Below are 20,283 nucleotides of genomic sequence, written 5' to 3' on the forward strand. Positions count from 1 at the left end.
AGCGCCGCCTGCGACATGCCGGTATAGAAGTTGATTTTGTGAATGCCGAGTTCAATCGCGCGCTTGAAATCGTCGTCGCTAATGCCGGAGCCGCCGTGCAGTACCAGCGGGATTGCCGCCTGCTGGCGAATGGCGTCCAGACGCGGGAAGTCGAGCAGCGGTTCGCCTTTGTATTTGCCGTGGGCATTGCCAATGGCGACCGCCAGCGCGTCAATCCCGGTTCTGTCGACGAAATCGCGCGCCATCATTGGGTCGGTAAATAGCGACTCGTCGGCATGGCCGTACAGCGCGCCGCCCTCATCGCCGCCGACTGCACCCAGTTCGGCTTCCACCGACACGCCGACGGCGTGGCACATCTTTACCACTTCGCGGGTCTGGCGGATATTTTCTTCATACTCCAGCGTGGAGCCATCGAACATCACTGAACTGAACCCTAAGCGTAGTGCCCGAACTACCGACTCAAAGTGCAGGCCGTGGTCAAGGTTTAGCACCACCGGAATATCATGCCGCGCGGCTTCGAACTTGACCGCTTCGACCAGAGAATCCAGCGAGATATATTTAAAATGTACTTCGGCGATATTGATGATAAACGGCGAACGTTCCTGCTTTGCCGCAGCAAACAGCGCGCGCAGGAAGTGTGAATCCAGAACATTAAATGCCCCTAAGGCATAACGATGCTCACGGGCATGTGCAAGGCCATCAGCGAGAGATATCAACGGCATAATGCGCTCCTTGGTTAGCGGAACAGGCGATATTCGTTACACAGCACCAGCTGCGCCGGCTCGTCTTCTTCAATGTCGTTATAGCGGGCGATCGGTTGCAAAAAGTGATTATCGTGGTCGTCGTCATTAACAGAAGAAACCTCGCCGACCAGCACGTCGCCAAAACCTTCTTCCGCCCAGAAGCTGTGATACAGGCCCGGCGGCAGGCAGATGCTTTCACCCGGCGTCAGGCGTAACTGACTGCCCGCGGCATGGGTTTGCCGACAGCCATCAATCACTACGCTGACGTCGGTCTCTTCCGTTTGTTCCCGGATCCCCGCATTCCACAGTTCCACAATTAAATTGCCGCCGCCGCGATTGATAATGTCTTCGCGTTTGCGCCAGTGAAAATGCATCGGCGTGACCTGCGCATCGCGAACATGCATGATTTTCTCGGCGTAGCATTTCTCGTAAGGCATGCCTTTCGGCGAGCCATTACGCAGAGTGAACAGCGTTAACCCTTGCGCGGCAAAATTGTTGCCGCCAAATGCGGTGACATCCCAACCGAGCTTAAGGTCGAACACTTCGCTCCAGGCTGCAGCATCAAGCTTGCGCCATTGGGTCGGGGGGAAGCTGGCAAAAGGGGGGAGATGCACGTCGTGCTGAGAGAAAAACTGGCGCGTGTGGCCAAGGATCTCGTTTATTGCGGAGCGTTTCATCGGCTGAATCCTCCTTAATATAATGCCGGATGGCACCGCGCTTATCCGGCCTACAAATTCATAGCGATCTTGTAGGCCGGATAGGGCATTTTTGCCGCCATCCGGCGTTGTTGTGGCGGGCTATTTAACCGTCCAACCCTTATAACTGCCGACGTTGTTTTTATCGATCATCGTCACCGGGATCAGTACGGGTTCTTTCGGGGCGGGTTTCCCCTGCAATATGTCATAGCCGATTTCGACCGCTTTGGCAGCCATCACCTGCGGATCTTGTGCCGGAGTCGCCACAAATAGTGAGTTTTCGCGCTTCAGCGCTTCTTCACCGTCCGGGGATCCATCTACGCCGACAATAAAGAATTCGCTACGCTGCGCCTGTTTTGCCGCCAGATCGGCACCGATCGCCGTCGGATCGTTAATGGCGAATACGCCGTCGATCTTCGGATTCGCCGCCAGCAGCGCGGTCATGATCTCCAGCCCGCCTTCACGACTGCCTTTGGCGTTTTGGTTATGCGACAGCACCTTGATGTCAGGGTGGCGTTTAAACTCAGTCTGGCAGCCTTCCACGCGGTTCTGGACGGCGGAAACCGGCGGCCCGTTGATGATGACGACGTTGCCTTTGCCTTTCAGGCGGTCGGTAATGTATTTACAGGCCATTTCACCTGCCTGGGTGTTATCGGAGGTAATGGTCGCGTCTGCGCCTTCCGCTGCCACGTCAACGGCAACCACCACGATCCCGGCGTCTTTCGCGCGTTTTACCGCCGGGCCGATGCCTTTGGAGTCTGCAGCGTTAAGGATAATCATGTCGACTTTGGCGGCAATAAAGTTGTCGATCTGCGACACCTGTTGACCCAGATCGTAGCCGCTGGAAACCAGCGTTACTTTAACGCTATCACCTGCCAGCTTGCGTGCTTCCAGCTCCGCGCCTTTGGTGATCTGCACGAAGAACGGGTTGGCCAGATCGCCCACCGTAACGCCGATCGATTTCAGTTCTTTTGCCTGCACAAACGGAGCTGCAGCAAGCAGGGCGCCAGCACAGAGCGCGGTTACTAATGGCTTCAAACGCATACTCGTTTCCTCACGTAGGGTATTGTTGTTATACGCCTGATGGCGCTGCGCTTATCAGGCCTACGAATGAGTAGGCCAGTAAGCTTGTCTATGCACTTTGATGGTGTCGGGTACGGTATTTGTCGATCAGCACCGCTATGATGATCACCGCCCCTTTGATCACCAGTTGCCAGAAATAGGAGACGCCCATCAGCGTCATGCCGTTATTGAGCGTGGCGATTATCAATGCCCCCACCAGCGTGCCGGTGATGGTGCCGATCCCGCCAACAAAGCTGGTGCCGCCGAGGATCACCGCCGCGATGGCGTCCAGCTCGTAACCCATGCCTAAGTTGCCGTTGGCGCTATACAGCCGCGAGGCGCTCATCACCCCGCCAAGACCTGAGAGCAAACCGCTCATGCCGTAGACGAACAGCAGCACCAGCCACACTTTGATCCCGGTTAAACGTGCGGCCTGCATATTGCCGCCGACCGCGTAGATATGAACGCCGAGCGTGGTGCGGCGCAGAATGAACCAGCACACCACCACCACCGCTAGCGCAATGACCACCAGCCACGGAACCGGGCCGAGATAGTTGTTACCGATCCACTCAAAGCTGATATTGGAGTTAATTACCGTTGTTCCGTCGGCCAGCAGATAGGCCGCACCGCGCAGCGCCGTATAGGTTCCAAGCGTGACGATAAACGGCGGTAGTCCGGCAAAAGCGACCAGCGCGCCGTTAAACAGCCCCAGCACCAGACCGAGCATCAGCGCCGCCGGAATCGACAGCATGGCAAGCTCAGGAATAAGAGAAACGACCATGGCTGCGACAGCGGTGGTACCGAGAATCGAGCCAACCGAGAGGTCGATCCCGCCGGTCAAAATAATGAAGGTCATGCCAGCCGCCAGCACGATGTTGATCGAGGCCTGACGGGTAATATTCAGCAGGTTACTTTCGGTAAAAAAGTTAGGCGCGATAAAGCCAAATACCGCCACAATCAGGATGAGAATCGGTAAGATGCCGACCGTTTGCATCAGATCGCTCATCAGCATTTTTTTTGCGGAGGCGGATTTTGCCACCTGCTGGGGAGTGGTTGGATTATTCATGGGGTACCGCCTGATGGTGGGAGTCGTTCACGCCGGTTGCCAGCGTCATAATATTTTCCTGGGTAATACTTTGTCCGTTCAGCTCGCCGGCAATACTGCCTTCCCGCATGACGTACACGCGATCGCTCATACCGACGACTTCCGGCAGCTCGCTGGAGATCATCAGGATCGCTACGCCTTTGCGCGCCATATCGTTCATGATCCGGTAGATCTCGCTTTTGGCACCGACGTCCACGCCGCGCGTGGGTTCATCGAGGATCAAAATACGTGGGCCGATCGCGACCCAGCGTGAAATCAGCAGTTTTTGCTGATTTCCGCCGGACAGCCCGCCCGCGCGTACCTGTGCGTGCGGCACGCGGATGTTGAGCAGCTTGATGGCGTCATCGGAAATAGCCTGCGCCTTTTTGCGATCGAGCATGCCCCAGTTGGCGTCACGCTCCAGCGTTGCCATGGTGATGTTTTCTGCCGCTGCCAGCTCTAAAAATAATCCCTGTTCTTTGCGGTTTTCCGTCAGAAAGCCAATGCCGTGGTCAATCGCCTCGCGGGGGGAGTGGATCACTACCGGTTCACCGTCTACTTCAATCATGCCGCCGATGGCTTTACGCACGCCAAAAATAAGCTGAGCCAGTTCAGAACGCCCGGCACCGACTAGCCCGGCCAGGCCGACGATCTCCCCGGAGCGCACCAGTAAGCTGCACGGCTGGACTTTATGGCCGTCGGTCAGGTGATGAACATTGAGGCGTGCTTTACCTAAGGGAATATCGCGCTCTTTGTTGAACAGATCGCTCAACGGACGGCCCACCATCATGCGTACCAGCTCCGAGGCGTTGAGCTTGTCGCGGGTCAGGCTGCCAACATATTGCCCATCGCGCAGGACGCTGACGCGGTCCGAGAGTTCGTACACTTCCGCCATGCGGTGGCTGATGTAGATAATCGCCATCCCCTCATCGCGCAGGCGCATGATCAGTTCAAATAGGCGGTGAGTTTCACGTGAGGAGAGGGCGGCGGTGGGTTCATCCATTACCAGAATGCGGCTGTTACGGTGCAGGGCGCGGGCAATTTCCACCTGCTGCTGTTCGGCGATGGTCAATGTCATCACACGGTCGCTGGCCTTAAACTGGGCGCCGAGTCGGTCGATGACTTTCTGTGACTGCATGACCATCTCTTTTCGCTGGACCAGCCCGCCGCGCGACAGCTCGCTGCCAAGAAAGATATTTTCCGCTACCGTCAGGTTCGGCGCGAGCTGCATCTCCTGATAAATCAGCGTGATGCCTGCGCTAAGTGCATCTTTGGGACCGCGAATGTGAAACGGCTGACCGTCAATCAGGATCTCACCGCTGGTGGCGGTATAGGCGCCTGCGAGGATCTTCATCAGGGTGCTCTTCCCCGCGCCATTCTCGCCCATCAGGGCATGAATCTCGCCCGGCCAGACCGTTAAATCGACCCCTTTCAGCGCGTAAAATTTGCCAAACGCTTTAGCAATGTTGCGCATCTCCAGAACCGGTGTCCTGCTCATGGCGGATCTCCTGTGGGGTGGCCGATATCAGCAGTCCATCACAGGAATGTAAATGCAAAATGTCAGAAGCCGTTCATATTTGTCATATTGCGATTTTTCTTCACGGAGCGTGATATGCCGCAACCGGGACGTCACTTTCTCGCCAGTGCGCGCGGACGATTGCTGTTCTTCAATCTGCTAGTGGTGGCTGTCACGCTGATGGTGAGCGGCGTGGCGGTGCTGGGTTTTCAGCATGCCAGTCAGATTCAGGAGCAGGTGCAGCAGCAAACCGTTGACGACATGACCGGCAGCATGAACCTGGCGCGGGATACGGCGAACGTGGCGACGGCGGCGGTGCGGTTGTCGCAGGTGGTCGGGGCGCTGGAATACAAAGGGGAAGCGGAGCGGCTGCAGGAGACGCAAAGGGCGCTGAAGCAGTCGCTGGAACAACTGGCTACCGCGCCGCTGGCGCAGCAAGAGCCGGTGCTGGTCGAGCGTATTATCCAGCGCAGTAATGAACTACAAAGCAGCGTAGAAGGGATGTTGCAGCGCGGGCAGCGGCGACACCTGGAGCGTAACGCGTTGCTCAGTTCGCTGTATCAAAATCAAAGCTATTTACGTCATCTGCAAAAGTTGACCGGCGCGCAGGATGATGCGCTGCTGGGGCAGATGGACCGCTTAATTGTTGCCGCCATCGACACGCCCACGCCGCGTTCGGTGGTGAAACAACTGGATGCGGTGATGCCTGCGCTTCCCTTGCGCCATGCTAGTCCGCTGATTAGCGGTATCCTCAACGACTTCAACCAGGAGCTGCATAAGCTGGAGCCGCTCTCTTCCGCGCTGGAGCAGAGCGATTTGGCCATCAACTGGTATATGTTTCATATCAAAGCGCTGGTGGCGATCCTCAACAGCGATATCAATCAGTATGCCTCGCAGGTGGCGCTGATCTCAGAGCAACGGGTGGCGCAAAGCCATCAGGAACTGCAATCCGGCGCGTTGTTTATTTTAGTGTTTGCGTTGCTGGCGGTGGTGATCACCGGTTTTGCCGGGTGGTATATCTACCGTAATCTCGGTTCCAACCTGACGGCCATTTCACGGGCGATGACCCGGCTGGCGCACGGTGAATCAGACGTCAGCGTACCGGCCCTGCAGCGTCGTGATGAGTTAGGCGAGCTGGCCCGCGCCTTTAGCGTCTTTGCCCGGAATACGGCGTCGCTGGAGCACACCACCCGACTGCTAAAAGAAAAAACCAGCCAGATGGAAATCGATCGCACCGAACGTCAGGGGCTGGAAGAAGCGCTGTTGCACAGCCAAAAGCTTAAGGCGGTGGGGCAACTGACGGGTGGATTAGCACATGATTTCAATAACCTGCTGGCGGTTATTATTGGCAGTCTGGATCTGGTGGATCCGGATTCTCCCGACGCGCCGCGGGTCAATCGGGCGCTAAAAGCCGCCGAGCGTGGGGCGCTGCTTACCCAGCGACTGCTGGCCTTTTCGCGCAAACAGTCGCTGCACCCTCATGCGGTGGAGCTGAAAACGCTGCTGGAAAATCTGGGCGAACTGATGCGCCACTCTCTTCCGGCCACGTTGACGCTGGAGATTGAAGCCCAGTCTCCCGCCTGGCCCGCGTGGATTGACGTCAGCCAACTGGAAAACGCCATTATCAATCTGGTGATGAACGCCCGTGACGCCATGGACGGGCAGGCGGGCACGATTAAAATCCGTACCTGGAATCAGCGGGTCACGCGCAGCGATGGGCGCAAGCAGGATATGGTGATGCTGGAGGTTGCCGACCAGGGAAGCGGGATGTCACAGGAGGTGAAAGCCCAGGTCTTCGAGCCGTTTTTCACCACCAAACAGACCGGTAGCGGCAGCGGACTGGGGCTGTCGATGGTTTACGGTTTTGTGCGCCAGTCCGGTGGTCGGGTGGAGATTGAAAGCGCTCCCGGGCAGGGAACGACGGTCAGGCTACAACTGCCTCGCGCCGTTGTGCCGGTGCAGGCTCAGGCAGAACCGGTGGCGGTACATGCGGCGAACAGCGGTGAAAAACTGGTACTGGTGCTCGAGGATGAAGCCGATGTACGTCAGACGTTGTGCGAGCAATTACACCTGCTGGGCTACCTGACGTTAGAGGCCGCAAACGGGGAACAGGCGATGCATATGCTGGCGGCTTCATCCGAGATTGATATTTTTATCAGCGATTTAATGCTGCCAGGTGGTTTAAGCGGCGTGGATGTGGTTAACCATGCCCAGGCACATTATCCGCAGTTGTCCATCCTGCTGATAAGCGGTCAGGATTTACGTCCGGCGCATAACCCGGCGTTGCCGGATGTGGCGCTATTGCGTAAGCCTTTTACTCGGGGAGAACTGGCGCAGGCGCTGCGGCATTCGCGTAATTGAGATTCCTCCGCTACCCGCGCAAATACGCTTTGATTACCGTGGGGCGAGTTTCTTGATGAGGCTGGTTTTATGCAACGCTCCGCGACATTCCTTCTTTTTAGTTTGCTAATGCTGACCACCGTATCGGCACAGGCGGATATTATCGATGACGCCATTGGTAATATTCAGCAGGCGATTAACGACGCATACAAACCGGACAACGGGCGGGATTATGATGATTCGCGTGACGAAAGCTGGCAGCGCCAGATGAGTGACGACCGGCGCAGGCAATATGACAATCGCCGCCGCCAGTTTGAAGATCGACGTCGCCAACTGGATGACCGTCAGCGCCAGCTCGATCAAGAACGGCGTCAGTTAGAAGACGAAGAGCGCAGAATGGAAGAAGATTACGATCGTTAGCGGTAACGATTTAAATTTATGGGTATTTTATCTTTCTGGCAGGGATTTACCTGCTCGCCCAACGGCTCACCATTTTATGTTAATGAATGCACTTGAGCACAGTGCATGTATGCACTACAATCTCTCTATGCTTATGGAAAAGGTGCTGGCAATGGAATGTCTAAATCATTAAATATCAGAAATTTTCGGGATATATGGCTTGAAGATTTTTTTGAACGGGCGACATAGCACAGAAAAATACCTGCGGATATTCACACTGCATTAGCCAGAAAGCTGGATATCATTAATGCGGCTGTTTCGCATCGGGATTTGCGCTCGCCACCCGGTAACAGATATGAAGAGTTAACCGGAAAATTACAGGAATATTCTTCAATCAGAGTAAACAAGCAGTACCGATTAATATTTAAATGGATTAATGGTAAGGCCGAAGATGTGTACTTAGATCCACACATCTATTAGAGAAAACGTAAGGTAACGATATGAAACAGGCATCCAGAAAACCAACGACTGTGGGTGATATCCTGCAATATGAATACCTGGAACCGCTTGATCTGAAAATCAACGATCTGGCTGAAATTCTGCATGTTCACCGCAATACAGTGAGCGCACTGGTCAACAATAATCGCAAATTAACAACGGATATGGCGTTTCGTTTGGCAAAAGCGTTCGATACCTCCGTTGATTTCTGGCGTAACCTACAGGCGGCGGTTGACCTGTGGGAAGTTGAAAATGACATGCGGGCGCAAGAAGAAATGAACCGGATTGTTTCAGTTAAAGATTTTATTGCGCAGCGAGATGTCGGCGCAAAAAAAGTCGCTTAATCATCTGTTTGTAGGCCGGATAAGATGTTTTCATCGCATCCGGCAAATTTCCTTACTCCAGCACAATCTCCATTCCGTCATATCCTGCCTCAAACCCTACTGGTAGCGGATGTTCCATCATCCACAGATCAAACTGATGGCTGATATGCGTCAGGATCACCCGTGGGCAGCGGATAACTTCGTTTAAGGCGATAACGGTATTTAAATCACAATGATTGCGCGGTGGCTCGGTGCGCGGGGCATGGCTGCAGTCAATGATAATCACCTGAGGCTGGTTATTGTGGAGAAACTTCAACGTCTTGTCGGGAAGTCCGGCGGTATCTGAGAGCCACGCCACGCGGCTATGTGCGGTCTCCAGCAGATAACCAAACGTCAGCTTTGAATGGTTGAGCGGTAGCGGCGTTACCTGCAATCCTTGCAGGTCGAACACCACGAACGGTGCCACGGTATGGCTAAAATCGAGGATGCCGGGATGCTTAAACAGATCGTCGCAACCCTGTTTATCCGGCGGACCGTACACCGGGATGGTCGCCCCGACACCCCAGCGCAACGGAAACAGCCCTTGCACATGATCCATATGATAATGAGTCAGCAGAAACTGCTGGAAGCTGCCCGCCGGCCAGTCGTCCATCAGATGCGGGATCCCCGCGTCCAGCAGCGTCACCGCATTATTGAACCTGACCACCCCGCTACAAGGGCGTCGACGGTATTGCGCCTGTAAGCGTGCTCGTTGGCAGGCCGCACAGTCGCAGCCAAATGTCGGCACCAGCTGCGCGCCGCCCGTTCCCGTCAGCGTAATGGTCAGACTCATGGCTCCCCCTACAACGGTTTAGTGAAGCGAAAATGGCTCTGGGTATAGCCTTCGCGCTGATAAAAACGGTGAGCGTTAAGGCGTTGAGTGCTGGTGGAAAGCTCGGTCATCTCTGCACCCGCTTCGCGCGCGGTGGCTTCGGCCCAGGCCAGTAACTGACTGCCCACCGTTAATCCTCGCGCCTGCGGCATCACTACCAGTTCCTGTATTTCGCCAATCCAGTTAGCGTGGTGCAGATGAAACTGCAGGTGCAGACCGATCAAGCCGACGACCTGTCCGTCGAGCTGCGCCAGTTGGTAGTGCATATTGGGATCTTGCAGATTTGCGGCGTATCCGGCACTAAAGGCCTGCAGGTCGAATTGACCCTGTTTCAACTCACAGATGAGCGCATAAACCGCATCGGTATCGTATAGCGTAGCGCGGCGTAATTCACAGACAGACATGTTTCTTCTCCTTGCGTCCCATCAGTGTGAGTAGTGTATCGACAGACTGTAGCAAACTTCCATCGTTGTTCAGGACGTGGCAGTCATACGGGGCGTAGCGGGCTGCGCGCTCAAGACGGGCGGCGATTTCCGTTTCGCTTTCCCGGCCACGAGCCTGCAAGCGCTGGCGTAAAATCGCCGGAGAAACCTGTAAGCAAATGGGGAGTAAAGATGTGCCGTAACGGGCCTGCGCCTGGGGCAGATGCGCCCGTGAGCCGTTGACCACCACATCAAAACCGGCGTGTAGCCAGAGGTCAATCTCCACGCCAACGCCGTAGTAGAAGCCATTGGCGTGCCAGCTCAGCGCCAGCAGGTTCTGCCCGGCGCGGGTAAAAAACTCTTGTTCGCTCAGCGCAATATGATTTTCATTCCCGGCGTTGGCGGCGCGGGTGATGTAACGGTGCGCCACCAGCAGTTGCGCCGGTTCCTGCTGGCGGAGTTCGGCCAGCAGACTGTCCTTACCGGAGCCGGATGGCCCCATCAGCCAGATCAGTTTACCCATAGTCAGAATACCCTTTTGCCCTGACGCCAGACGTGGTCGATATGGATGTTGCCGCCTTTGCGGTGTGCCAGCACCAGATCCGCGCGTTTGCCTTCGGCAACAACGCCACGATCGTCGAGATTTAATGCCCGCGCCGGATTGCGGGTCACCAGACGAATGGCCTGTGGCAGCGTAAAGCGGTTGGCGTCGTCGTCCGCTACGCGAAACGCCGCATCGAGCAGGCTGGCGGGGTAGTAGTCGGAAGAGAGAATATCCAAAAGCCCCAGCTCAGCCAGCTTATGCGCGGCCACGTTGCCGGAGTGAGAACCGCCGCGCACGATGTTGGGCGCCCCCATCAGTACGTTCATACCATGCTGGCGCGAGGCTTCAGCCGCTTCGAAGGTAGTGGGGAATTCGGCGATCACGCTGCCAAGCTGGTGCGATTCCAGCACATGATCATGGGTGGCATCATCATGACTCGCCAGCGCAATCTGGCGCTCACGACACATCTGGGCAATCGCCGTGCGATTGGGCTGTGACCAACGCGCCGCCAGCGCTAACTGTTCTTCTTCATAGCGGGCCATCTGCTCGTCGGTGAGCGAATACTTGCCTTGATAATACTCGCGGTACTTCTCGCGATTGGCGAACTGACGCTGGCCTGGCGAGTGATCCATCAGTGACACCAGCGTTACCGGCTCGCGGCTGACCAGTTTTTCAAACAGCGGCAGGGTGGTGTGATGCGGTAGCTCACAGCGCAGGTGTAGGCGATGCTCGGCGCGATTGACCCCGCGCTTTTGCGTCTCTTCGACCGCATTGATCATCTTCTCCAGATTTTCCAGACGGTCGCCGCCGTCGCGCACATCGCCAATTGCCACCGCGTCCAGCACGGTGGTAATGCCGCTGGCGACCATTAGCGCGTCGTGGCTGCTCATCGCCGAGTGGGCAGGCCAGTCTACCTTCGGGCGCGGGGTGAAAAATTTGTCGAGATTATCGGTATGCAGCTCGATAAGCCCTGGTAGCAGCCAGCCGCCTTCGCCGTCCAGCGCCTCAGGTAGGCTGCTCGGACTTTCTGCAAAGGTGCGAATGACTCCGCCCTCGATTTCCAGCGATCCTTGCACCACTTCATCTTCCAGTACCAGCTTTACATTATTGATAATCATGCTGTTGTTCCCATCAGATGCAGACGATCCGCTACGCGGTCGCGCACGGTTTGATCGTGAAAAATGCCGACAATTGCTGCGCCGCGGGCTTTCGCCTCTTCAATTAATGCGACGACGGCGGCGCTGTTTTTGGCGTCCAGCGAGGCGGTAGGCTCATCAAGCAGAAGAATTGGGTAATCGACGATAAACCCGCGAGCGATGTTGACGCGCTGCTGTTCGCCGCCGGAAAAGGTCGACGGCGCCAGGTGCCACAACCGCTCCGGCACGTTCAGGCGGGTAAGCAGGTTAGCTGCTTTGGCTGCACACTCCTCACGGGAGACCCCCAGATCCAGCAGCGGTTGCATCACCACATCCAGCGCGGAAATCCTCGGGATCACGCGCAGGAACTGGCTCACCCAGCCGATGGTTGAACGGCGAACTTCCAGCACTTTGCGCGCCGGGGCCTGCACCAGATCGACCCATTCATCGCTGTGGCGGATGTGGATGTGTCCTTCATCCGGCAGGTAGTTGGCGTACAGCGAACGCAGCAATGTGGATTTGCCGCTGCCCGAGTGACCGTGCAGCACCACGCATTCGCCGCTTTTAACGTCCAGAGTGGCGTTTTGCAGCACCGGCAGACGCACGCCGTTTTGCTGATGCAGGACAAAGGTTTTACTGACATTTTCAACGCGGATCGCGTTCATTTTTAGCCTCTTTAGACATTTTTGCGTTCGATTGCCTGATGGCGCTTCGCTTATCAGGCCTACAACCAATGCCGCTCCGTAGGCCGGATAAGGCATAGCCGCCATCCGGCACAACAAAAAATCAGTTCTGCAACACCGACGACACCAGCAGCTGGGTATACGGATGATGCGGATCGTCGAGCACGCGGTCAGTTAACCCACTTTCCACCACCTGACCTTGCTTCATCACCAGTAAACGGTCGGCCAGCAGGCGCGCGACGCCCAAATCGTGGGTGACAATCACTACCGCCAGATCCAGTTCCACCACCAGGCCGCGCAGCAGGTCCAGCAGTTTGGCCTGTACGGAAACGTCCAGCCCGCCGGTAGGTTCGTCCATAAACACCAGTTTGGGATGGGTGACGAGGTTGCGGGCAATCTGCAGGCGCTGCTGCATGCCGCCGGAAAAGGTGGTGGGTAGATCGTCGATACGCGAGGCAGGGATCTCTACCTCCTCCAGCCAGCGCTGCGCGGTGGCGCGGATGTCGCCGTAGTGACGTGCGCCGGTGGCCATCAGACGTTCGCCGATATTGCCGCCTGCGGAGACCTGACGGCGAAGGCCATCCAGCGGATGCTGATGCACCACGCCCCATTCGGTGCGCAGCAGACGGCGACGGTCGGCCTCGTTCATGCCGTACAGCGAACGGTTCTGATACAAAATCTCACCGCTCTGCGGCGTCAGCCGTGAAGAGATCGATTTCAGCAGCGTGGTTTTGCCGGAACCGGACTCGCCGACGATGCCCAGCACTTCGCCTGGCCACAGGTCAAAAGAGACATCGCTGAAGCCCTTGCCCGGCGCGTAGAGATGGGTCAGGTTGTTGACTGAAAGCAGCGGTTGCGTCATTTGCTGAGGGCCTCGCTCTGTTGGCGGCAGTAGTCGGTGTCGGAGCAGACAAACATGCGTTTGCCGGTGTCATCGAGCACCACTTCATCGAGATAGCTGTGGGTTGAGCCGCAGATGGCGCAAGGCTCATCCCAGCTCTGTACGGTAAACGGGTGATCGTCGAAATCGAGGCTTTCCACGCGGGTGTAAGGTGGAACGGCATAGATACGCTTTTCGCGGCCAGCGCCAAACAGTTGCAGGGCTGGCATCATGTCCATCTTTGGATTGTCGAATTTCGGGATGGGCGACGGGTCCATGACGTAGCGGTCATTGACCTTCACCGGATAGGCGTAAGTGGTGGCGATATGGCCGAAGCGGGCGATATCTTCATACAGTTTCACCTGCATGATGCCGTACTCTTCCAGCGCGTGCATGGTGCGAGTTTCCGTTTCACGCGGTTCGATAAAGCGCAGCGGCTCAGGGATCGGTACCTGGAAGATGATTATCTGATCTTCCACCAGCGGCGTTTCCGGGATGCGGTGGCGGGTCTGGATCAGCGTCGCATCTTCCGTACGCTCAGTGGTATTCACCCCGGTCACACGCTTGAAGAAATTACGAATCGACACGGCGTTAGTGGTGTCATCCGCGCCCTGGTCAATCACCTTCAATACGTCCGGCTCGCCAATCACGCTGGCGGTAAGCTGAATACCGCCGGTTCCCCAGCCGTAGGGCATCGGCATCTCACGTCCGCCAAACGGGACCTGGTAACCCGGGATTGCCACCGCTTTCAGAATGGCGCGGCGGATCATGCGCTTGGTCTGCTCATCAAGATACGCAAAGTTGTAGCCGGAGAGGTTAGTGGTCACGGGTGGCCTCCTGTTGCAGGCGTTTGAGCAGTTCCAGTTCGGCCTGGAAATCGACGTAATGGGGAAGTTTGAGGTGCGAAACAAAACCCGCCGCCTCGACGTTATCCGCATGCGCCAGCACGAACTCTTCGTCCTGCGCCGGTCCTGTGACCGTTTCATCGTATTCGGCTGCCTGTAGGGCACGGTCCACCAGCGCCATCGCCATCGCTTTACGTTCGCTCATACCGAACACCAGCCCGTAGCCGCGGGTAAAATGGGGGGATTCGTTTTCTGGTGCGACAAACCCGTTGACCATTTCACATTCGGTCATCAGCAGTTCGCCGACGTTAACCGCAAATCCCAGCTCTTCCGGCACCGTTTCCAGTGCCACATAGCCGCTGCGGATTTCGGCGGCAAACGGGTGATTGCGCCCGTAGCCGCGCTGGGTGGAGTAGGCCAGCGCCAGCAGATAGCCTTCGTCGCCGCGCATCAGCTGTTGCAGGCGTGAAGCACGTGAACAGGGATAAACCGGCGGTGTGCGGGTGATGTCGTCGGGTGTCGCGCCATCATCCTCTTCACGCTTTGCCAGTCCCTGGTTGGCCAGCAGGGAAAAGACGTGCGGGGAGGCATCCTGCGCGCCGTCTGCGCTGCGCAGAGGCGGCGTTTCGCCATTGGCCAGCAGGGTAAAATCCAGCAGGCGATGGGTGTAGTCATAGGTTGGACCCAACAGTTGCCCGCCGGGAATATCCTTGTAGACCGCCGAGATTCGGCGCTCAAGGCGCATTTCTGCGCTGTTAACCGGTTCACTAACCGCCACTTTTGCCAGCGTAGTGCGGTAGGCGCGGAGCAAAAAGATGGCTTCAACGTTATCGCCGCTGGCCTGCTTCAGCGCCAGTGCCGCCAGTTCACGGTCGGCAATACCGCCTTCGGTCATCACCCGGTCAACGGCCAGGTTCATCTGCTGTTCGATTTGCGCCACGCTCAGTTCAGCAATGGTTTCATCGCCCCGGCGTCGGTTTTCCTGTAGGGCGTGGGCGTTGGCTATCGCCTTTTCGCCCCCTTTGACGGCGACGTACATCAGCACACCTCCACATGGGTGGTTCGCGGAATAGCCAGCAGGCGTTCGCCGCAGGTGAGGATCAGATCGACCCCCAGTGGGAACGGGTGCGGGCGTTCGGTGAGTTCGTGAATCAGACATTCCGGCAGCTGTGGCGCGATCATGCGCTCTTCGGCAATGCCCGCTCCGGTCAGACGCAGCATGCGTCCGCCGCTTAAGCCAGAGACCTGCACAATCAGCGTGGCGCTGGTCTCTGGCGCGACGGCTGAACCGGCGGAGAGGGCGTTAAGCTGTTCGCTGCTGATGCGCTCGTCGGCGACGGCAAAGGCCGCCAGCTGCGGCTGATCCACCAGCGGCGCGTTGGTATGAAAACGCAGGTTCTGGCGGGCAATATCGTTATCCATCGACGGCGCCAGCCAGACCGGCGTGTCGCCATCGACCAGGGTCAGCAGCACGCTGGTGGTCGCCAGACCCAGCGGCTGCCAGCCGTGTTTCAGTTGATGCAGGGCGACGATTACGCCCGGTTCGCTCATGGCTTTCAGCAGGCGACGAAAGCTCTGCTGAGCATCCTGAACGGGTAAATTAAAAGCGGTCAGAAGTGCTGTAGATCGTGTCATGCGTTATCTCCGCGTACCAGCGTGAAGAAGTCGACCCGGCTGGCGTTGACTTCGGTACGGCGTGCGTTAATCAGCGCATCGCGTTCCGCTTCCAGCGGGGCAATTAAGGTTTCCATTAGGTTCTGGAAATGCGTTTGTTCCTGCAGCAGTGCGTCAATCACCGCGCACTGCTCGGCATGTTGTTTATTGCGTCCCAGCAGGTAGCTGTAACCCAGCGTGCCGCTCTTCAGGCGTACCACTGCGCGAGTTAGCGTGGTGTCACCGGCAAAGAAGCGGTTGCCGGTACCGCCCATACGGGCCTGGATCTGCATCAGTCCGCTTTCCGGGGCGCGGATAAGTTCATAGTCCGGCGTCAGTTTGAGCGCGGTGATGCGGGCGTTCAGGGCATCGGCATTGCTGTAAGCCAGCGCGCGCATCCAGCGCTGGCGAGTGGCGGTATCGAAATGCATTCAGTGCTCCATAGTGAATTCGATCATGTCGGCGCGGGTCAGGCTGACGGAGTATTCCGCCGCGTGTTCTTCGCCTTCACGGTGGTTCAGGGTGCGCACGCACAGCAGCGGCGCCATATTGGGGATTTCCAGTACCTTGCTCTCTTTGGCCTGCGCGCGGCGGGCGCTGATGCGCGTTTGCGTGCGTAGCAGCGTCAGACCGGACTGTTCGCGCAGGTAGTCATGCAGCGAACCGCTGTTGAAGCCTTGCAGCAGCGGCCACAGCGAGAGGTCGGAAAAATAGTGGTCGATCTGGCACAGTGCGATGCCGTTAACCCGGCGCAGGGTGCGCAGGTGAATCACGTTATCGCCCTCGTTTATGCTGAGCGCATCGGCAATGTGGCTGGAGGCCGGACGCAGCACCGCCAGCAGTTTTTCGCTGGTGGGATGGCTGCCCTGGTCCAGCAGATTCTGACTAAAGCGCGCCTGGGCATTAAGCGGGTAATCGAACGGGCGCATCAGCACCAGCACGCCGACGCCCTGACGACGCTGAACCCAACCGCGTTCAACCAACTGGTCAATGGCGCGGCGCAGGGTGTGGCGGTTTACCTCGTAGCGCGCGGCAAGCTGATGCTCGGCGGGCAGATAGTCACCGCAGCGATAATGTTGACGTAGCTCCTGCTCAAGTCTCGCGGCAATTTCCTGATAACGCGTTGGATAACTGGTCGGATGTGTAGACAAGTGCATAGCAATCAATGCCTCGCTAATCAGATAAAGTGCTTACGCAAACGCTGGGAAAGGAAATCCAACAGGCTGACGGTGACGATGATTAACACCATCAAGGCGCAGGTTTGCTGGAACTGAAAGCCGCGAATCGCTTCCCATAAGGTCACGCCAATACCGCCTGCACCCACCATTCCGACCACCGTGGCCGAGCGAACGTTGGATTCAAAGCGATACAGCGAGTAGGAAATAAGCAGCGGCATGACCTGTGGCAGAACGCCGTACAGAATCTCTTCAATTTTGTTGGCACCGGTGGCGCGAATGCCTTCTACCGGACCTGGCTCAATAGCTTCTACCGCTTCGGAAAGCAGCTTGGAGAGCACCCCGGTAGTGTGGATAAACAGCGCCATCACCCCGGCGAATGGGCCTAACCCGACGGCGACCACGAACAGCATGGCGAAGACCATTTCATTGATGGCGCGGCAGGCGTCCATCAGGCGACGCATCGGCTGGTAAATCCACCACGGCACGAGGTTATCGGCGCACATCAGGCCGAAGGGAATCGACAGCACAACGGCGAGGGCAGTCCCCCAGACGGCAATTTGCAGGGTGACGGCCATTTCACCGAGATAGTCCTGCCACTGGCTGAAGTCCGGCGGGAAGAAGTCGGCGGCGAAGGTCGCCATATTGCCGGAATCCTGGATCAGCGTGAGCGGGGCCATTTCGGCACCTTTCCACGAGACCACCAGCACGGCGAGAAGAATGGCCCAGCTCAGCAGCGAGAACCAGCTACGTTTGGGCGGGGCGACGGTGATGGTTTGCATGTTTAGCTCCTGGGTGTCGATGTTTCGGGTCTGTTGTAGGCCGGATAAGGTGCTGGCACCGCCATCCGGCATGGAATCCCTTGCATTGCCTGATGGCGCTGCGCTTATCAGGCCTACAATTTGGTCACCAGGTTTACTGCACCGCTTTGGTGACGCTGGTCATAGCGCCCAGTGCGGCGGTCAGACGGTCAAGGTCATCGAGCTGCGCTTTCAATGCCGAGGTTTTGCTGGTTTTCTCTTCCTCGTTCAGCCCTTTGTTGTCCTTCACACCCTGCATCTCTTTAAACAGTGCCAGTTGGCGAATCGGCACCAGTTGCAGATCGCTGGAGGCGCGGAACGGTGCCCATCCCAGGCGTTCCAGTACGGTTTTCTGTTCCGGCGTTTTGCCGTAATTCATAAAGAAGTCGTACACCTTGTCCTTGGTGGTTTCGGAGAGGTTTTTACGCCAGACGATCGGATCGCCCGGGATCAGCGGCGACTTCCAGATCACCTTCAGTTCTTTCAGTTTTTCCGGCGCGGAAGTTTTCAGCTTGTCGAGGTTTTCGGTGTTGTTGGTGGCGACATCGACCTGCTTGTTGGCGACGGCCAGCGCGTTGGTTTCGTGTCCGGCGTTAACGGTGCGTTTGAAGTCGCTGGCGGAGATGTTGTTTTTGGCGAAGACGTAGTAACCGGGGACGAGGAAGCCTGACGTTGAGTTGGGATCGCCGTTGCCGAAGGTCAGATCCTTACGTTTGGCGATCAGATCGTTCAGGTTATTGATCGGGCTGTCTTTGTTAACGATCAACACGCTCCAGTAACCAGGGGATCCGTCGGCGGCGACGGTCTGGGCAAACACTTGCCCGTTAGCGCGATCCACCGCTTCCATTGCCGAGAGGTTGCCGTACCAGGCGATATCAACTTTGTTAAAGCGCATTCCCTGGATGATCCCAGCGTAGTCCGGGGCGAAGAAGGCGTTCACTTTCACGCCCAGTGATTTTTCCATGTCCTTCAGGAACGGTTCCCACTGCGGTTTCAGGTTTTGCTGTGATTCGGTCGAAATAATGCCAAAGTTCAGCGCTTTTTCTTGCTCTTCGGCATGGGCCGGGGTGAGCAGTGTGCTGAGACTAAACATGCTGGTGAAAGCCAGCGCGGCAATTGTTCTATAACTCATTTCCATTCCTCATTGTGGGGATGTCAGGCAGCCTGCGCGCTCTGTTCGATGCGGTTCATGCTGCGGTAGAGATGGTCAAAACGATCGTTATCAAAATGCTGGCTGCTGCCATCAAAGAAGACGTTGCCCTGGCGCAGCGCGACGATGCGTTCGCAGTAGCGCAGGGCGTAATCCACCTGATGCAGCGTGACAACCACGGTGATGCCGTCGGTCTGGTTTATATCGCGTAGGGTGTCCATCACGATGCGGGCGGATTCCGGGTCCAGCGAAGCAATCGGCTCATCGGCGAGGATCACTTTGGCCTGCTGCATCAGCGCGCGGGCGATTGCAACGCGCTGCTGCTGACCGCCCGAAAGCGTGGAAACGCGCTGGTATGCAAAGTGCGCCATGCCCACGCGGGTCAGCGCCTGTAATGCACGCTGTTTTTGTTCCTGGCTAAACCAGCTAAAACAGGTACGCCAGAACGGCGTGCTGCCGAGCGCGCCAATCAGGACGTTCTCCAGCACTGTCAGGCGGTTCACCAGATTGAACTGCTGGAAGATGTAGCCGGTGTGGGCGCGGCTTTTGCGGATATCGCGCGCCAGGCGGCCTTCATGTTGAACGGTGCGGCCCAGCAGCTCGACGCGGCTGCCGGGGGATTTATCACCGGTGATCAAACCGCTTAAATGACGTAAAAGGGTGGATTTGCCGGAGCCAGACGGCCCAAGCAGAGCCACCATCTCACCGGAACAGATGTTCAGATCAACCGCATTGAGCGCCTGATGTTGATTGAAGGACTTGGAGAGTTTCTCGACGCGAATAATCGTTTGCATGATGCGGCCTCCCTAAAAAAGTGGCCCCATCGTGGCGGATCAATGTGACGTTTTCGTTAAGGGATGGTTACTCGACGATGAAGAGTTGAGCGCTATTTGATGACAGTACGGGAGGGCTGGCCTCCCGTTGGATTACTCTGTAGGGGGTTGCTGTTGTTTGACAACGTTGATCATCCACGGCACGCCATACTGGTCGCTCACTTTACCGAAACCGTGGGCCCAGAAGGTTTCCTGCCAGTCCATTTCGATTTTTCCGTTTGCTGCCAGATTATCAAACCAGCGTTTGCCTTCATCGACGTTTTGCGTGTCGAGCACCAGCGTGAAGCCAGAGTAGTGAGCATTTCCGTCCGGGGCGCTATCGCTCATCATGATGTCACTGCCCGCAACGCGCAGGTTGGCGTGGGCGATGGCAGTGTCGGGGAATTTCAAGCCTGAAGGGCAACCATCTTCGCTATCCTGCGCCGATTTGGGCATTTCACCGAAGTTGATTTTGTAGAGTAGCTCAGCGCCTAACGTTTTTTGATAGTAGGCGATAGCGTCAGCGCAGTTGCCTGCAAAGGAGATATAGGGACTTAACGGCATAATCTTTACCTCAGGTAAAAGAAGCCAATTAAGTGTAGTTAGCGTCTGCAAAAATAAACCAGGCGGGAAGTATGAGCTTCCCGCCTGG

The 20,283-nt window shown here is 56.9% G+C and carries 23 protein-coding genes and 1 pseudogene; 4 read left to right on the forward strand and 20 right to left on the reverse strand.

Annotation, left to right across the window (positions count from 1 at the left end):
• The 5 genes from FDW94_RS13910 to FDW94_RS13930 form a co-directional block, all read right to left on the reverse strand.
• On the reverse strand, positions 1-722 hold a 722-nt coding region (locus FDW94_RS13910), incomplete at its 3' end, for a ketose 1,6-bisphosphate aldolase (protein WP_249358501.1).
• 14 nt (positions 723-736) lie between these two features.
• Positions 737-1,420 (reverse strand): D-lyxose/D-mannose family sugar isomerase, encoded by a 684-nt coding sequence (locus tag FDW94_RS13915; RefSeq protein WP_032942114.1) that lies wholly within the window; start codon positions 1,418-1,420, stop codon positions 737-739.
• 120 nt (positions 1,421-1,540) lie between these two features.
• Complete coding sequence (locus FDW94_RS13920; RefSeq protein WP_003826688.1) at positions 1,541-2,482, reverse strand: ABC transporter substrate-binding protein; 942 nt, start codon at positions 2,480-2,482, stop codon at positions 1,541-1,543.
• Between the two features lie 88 nt (positions 2,483-2,570).
• The gene (locus tag FDW94_RS13925; protein WP_008786947.1) at positions 2,571-3,566 is read right to left on the reverse strand and encodes a ribose ABC transporter permease; all 996 of its coding nucleotides are present in this window, start codon (positions 3,564-3,566) and stop codon (positions 2,571-2,573) included.
• The gene (locus FDW94_RS13930) at positions 3,559-5,082 is read right to left on the reverse strand and encodes a sugar ABC transporter ATP-binding protein (RefSeq protein ID WP_003844755.1); all 1,524 of its coding nucleotides are present in this window, start codon (positions 5,080-5,082) and stop codon (positions 3,559-3,561) included. Before FDW94_RS13930 ends, FDW94_RS13925 begins: the two co-directional genes overlap by 8 nt.
• A 114-nt stretch (positions 5,083-5,196) precedes the next feature.
• Here FDW94_RS13930 and FDW94_RS13940 point away from each other — a divergent pair, with 114 nt between their 5' ends.
• From FDW94_RS13940 to FDW94_RS13955, 4 genes and pseudogenes are all read left to right on the forward strand, one after another.
• Positions 5,197-7,461, forward strand: coding sequence for a hybrid sensor histidine kinase/response regulator (locus tag FDW94_RS13940; protein ID WP_060683104.1), 2,265 nt, complete (start codon positions 5,197-5,199; stop codon positions 7,459-7,461).
• A gap of 69 nt (positions 7,462-7,530) precedes the next feature.
• Positions 7,531-7,860 (forward strand): DDRRRQL repeat protein YjdP, encoded by a 330-nt coding sequence (gene yjdP / locus FDW94_RS13945; protein WP_003031807.1) that lies wholly within the window; start codon positions 7,531-7,533, stop codon positions 7,858-7,860.
• A gap of 156 nt (positions 7,861-8,016) precedes the next feature.
• Positions 8,017-8,319 (forward strand): annotated as a pseudogene (locus tag FDW94_RS13950) (type II toxin-antitoxin system RelE/ParE family toxin).
• A 20-nt stretch (positions 8,320-8,339) separates the two neighbouring features.
• A complete protein-coding gene (locus tag FDW94_RS13955) occupies positions 8,340-8,681 on the forward strand; it encodes a HigA family addiction module antitoxin (protein ID WP_137377763.1) in 342 nt (113 codons plus the stop codon).
• 52 nt (positions 8,682-8,733) lie between these two features.
• Here the strand turns inward: FDW94_RS13955 and phnP are convergent, their stop codons facing one another.
• From phnP to yjdN, 15 genes are all read right to left on the reverse strand, one after another.
• Positions 8,734-9,492: a phosphonate metabolism protein PhnP gene (gene phnP, locus FDW94_RS13960; protein WP_137377764.1), complete on the reverse strand. Its 759-nt coding sequence runs from the start codon at positions 9,490-9,492 to the stop codon at positions 8,734-8,736.
• Between the two features lie 8 nt (positions 9,493-9,500).
• Complete coding sequence (phnO, locus tag FDW94_RS13965; protein WP_008786952.1) at positions 9,501-9,935, reverse strand: aminoalkylphosphonate N-acetyltransferase; 435 nt, start codon at positions 9,933-9,935, stop codon at positions 9,501-9,503.
• On the reverse strand, positions 9,922-10,476 hold the full coding sequence (gene phnN, locus FDW94_RS13970; protein WP_008786953.1) for a ribose 1,5-bisphosphokinase: 555 nt from the start codon (positions 10,474-10,476) through the stop codon (positions 9,922-9,924). Before phnN ends, phnO begins: the two co-directional genes overlap by 14 nt.
• 2 nt (positions 10,477-10,478) lie before the next feature.
• Complete coding sequence (gene phnM / locus FDW94_RS13975) at positions 10,479-11,615, reverse strand: alpha-D-ribose 1-methylphosphonate 5-triphosphate diphosphatase (RefSeq protein ID WP_126319496.1); 1,137 nt, start codon at positions 11,613-11,615, stop codon at positions 10,479-10,481.
• Positions 11,612-12,298, reverse strand: coding sequence for a phosphonate C-P lyase system protein PhnL (gene phnL, locus FDW94_RS13980; protein WP_003826708.1), 687 nt, complete (start codon positions 12,296-12,298; stop codon positions 11,612-11,614). Before phnL ends, phnM begins: the two co-directional genes overlap by 4 nt.
• 121 nt (positions 12,299-12,419) lie before the next feature.
• Positions 12,420-13,178, reverse strand: coding sequence for a phosphonate C-P lyase system protein PhnK (phnK, locus tag FDW94_RS13990; protein ID WP_003844769.1), 759 nt, complete (start codon positions 13,176-13,178; stop codon positions 12,420-12,422).
• Positions 13,175-13,966, reverse strand: coding sequence for an alpha-D-ribose 1-methylphosphonate 5-phosphate C-P-lyase PhnJ (gene phnJ, locus FDW94_RS13995; RefSeq protein WP_049259807.1), 792 nt, complete (start codon positions 13,964-13,966; stop codon positions 13,175-13,177). The genes phnK and phnJ overlap by 4 nt, the downstream gene beginning before the upstream one ends.
• Positions 13,967-14,012: 46 nt before the next feature.
• Positions 14,013-15,080 carry a carbon-phosphorus lyase complex subunit PhnI gene (locus FDW94_RS14000; protein WP_003844770.1) on the reverse strand — a complete coding sequence of 356 codons (1,068 nt, stop codon included), beginning with the start codon at positions 15,078-15,080 and terminating at the stop codon, positions 14,013-14,015.
• Positions 15,080-15,676, reverse strand: coding sequence for a phosphonate C-P lyase system protein PhnH (phnH, locus tag FDW94_RS14005; protein ID WP_008786957.1), 597 nt, complete (start codon positions 15,674-15,676; stop codon positions 15,080-15,082). Before phnH ends, FDW94_RS14000 begins: the two co-directional genes overlap by 1 nt.
• On the reverse strand, positions 15,673-16,125 hold the full coding sequence (phnG, locus tag FDW94_RS14010) for a phosphonate C-P lyase system protein PhnG (protein WP_137377765.1): 453 nt from the start codon (positions 16,123-16,125) through the stop codon (positions 15,673-15,675). Before phnG ends, phnH begins: the two co-directional genes overlap by 4 nt.
• Positions 16,126-16,851 carry a phosphonate metabolism transcriptional regulator PhnF gene (gene phnF / locus FDW94_RS14015; protein WP_020996086.1) on the reverse strand — a complete coding sequence of 242 codons (726 nt, stop codon included), beginning with the start codon at positions 16,849-16,851 and terminating at the stop codon, positions 16,126-16,128.
• 20 nt (positions 16,852-16,871) lie between these two features.
• Positions 16,872-17,651 carry a phosphonate ABC transporter, permease protein PhnE gene (gene phnE / locus FDW94_RS14020; RefSeq protein ID WP_016155398.1) on the reverse strand — a complete coding sequence of 260 codons (780 nt, stop codon included), beginning with the start codon at positions 17,649-17,651 and terminating at the stop codon, positions 16,872-16,874.
• 133 nt (positions 17,652-17,784) lie between these two features.
• On the reverse strand, positions 17,785-18,801 hold the full coding sequence (gene phnD, locus FDW94_RS14025) for a phosphonate ABC transporter substrate-binding protein (protein WP_060683108.1): 1,017 nt from the start codon (positions 18,799-18,801) through the stop codon (positions 17,785-17,787).
• A gap of 23 nt (positions 18,802-18,824) precedes the next feature.
• Positions 18,825-19,613: a phosphonate ABC transporter ATP-binding protein gene (phnC, locus tag FDW94_RS14030; RefSeq protein WP_125363590.1), complete on the reverse strand. Its 789-nt coding sequence runs from the start codon at positions 19,611-19,613 to the stop codon at positions 18,825-18,827.
• 132 nt (positions 19,614-19,745) lie between these two features.
• A complete protein-coding gene (gene yjdN / locus FDW94_RS14035; protein WP_032942129.1) occupies positions 19,746-20,195 on the reverse strand; it encodes a VOC family metalloprotein YjdN in 450 nt (149 codons plus the stop codon).
• Positions 20,196-20,283: the final 88 nt, after the last annotated feature.

The organism is Citrobacter sp. wls757 (assembly GCF_005280935.1).
In the GTDB taxonomy this organism is placed as follows: Bacteria; Pseudomonadota; Gammaproteobacteria; order Enterobacterales; family Enterobacteriaceae; genus Citrobacter; species Citrobacter portucalensis.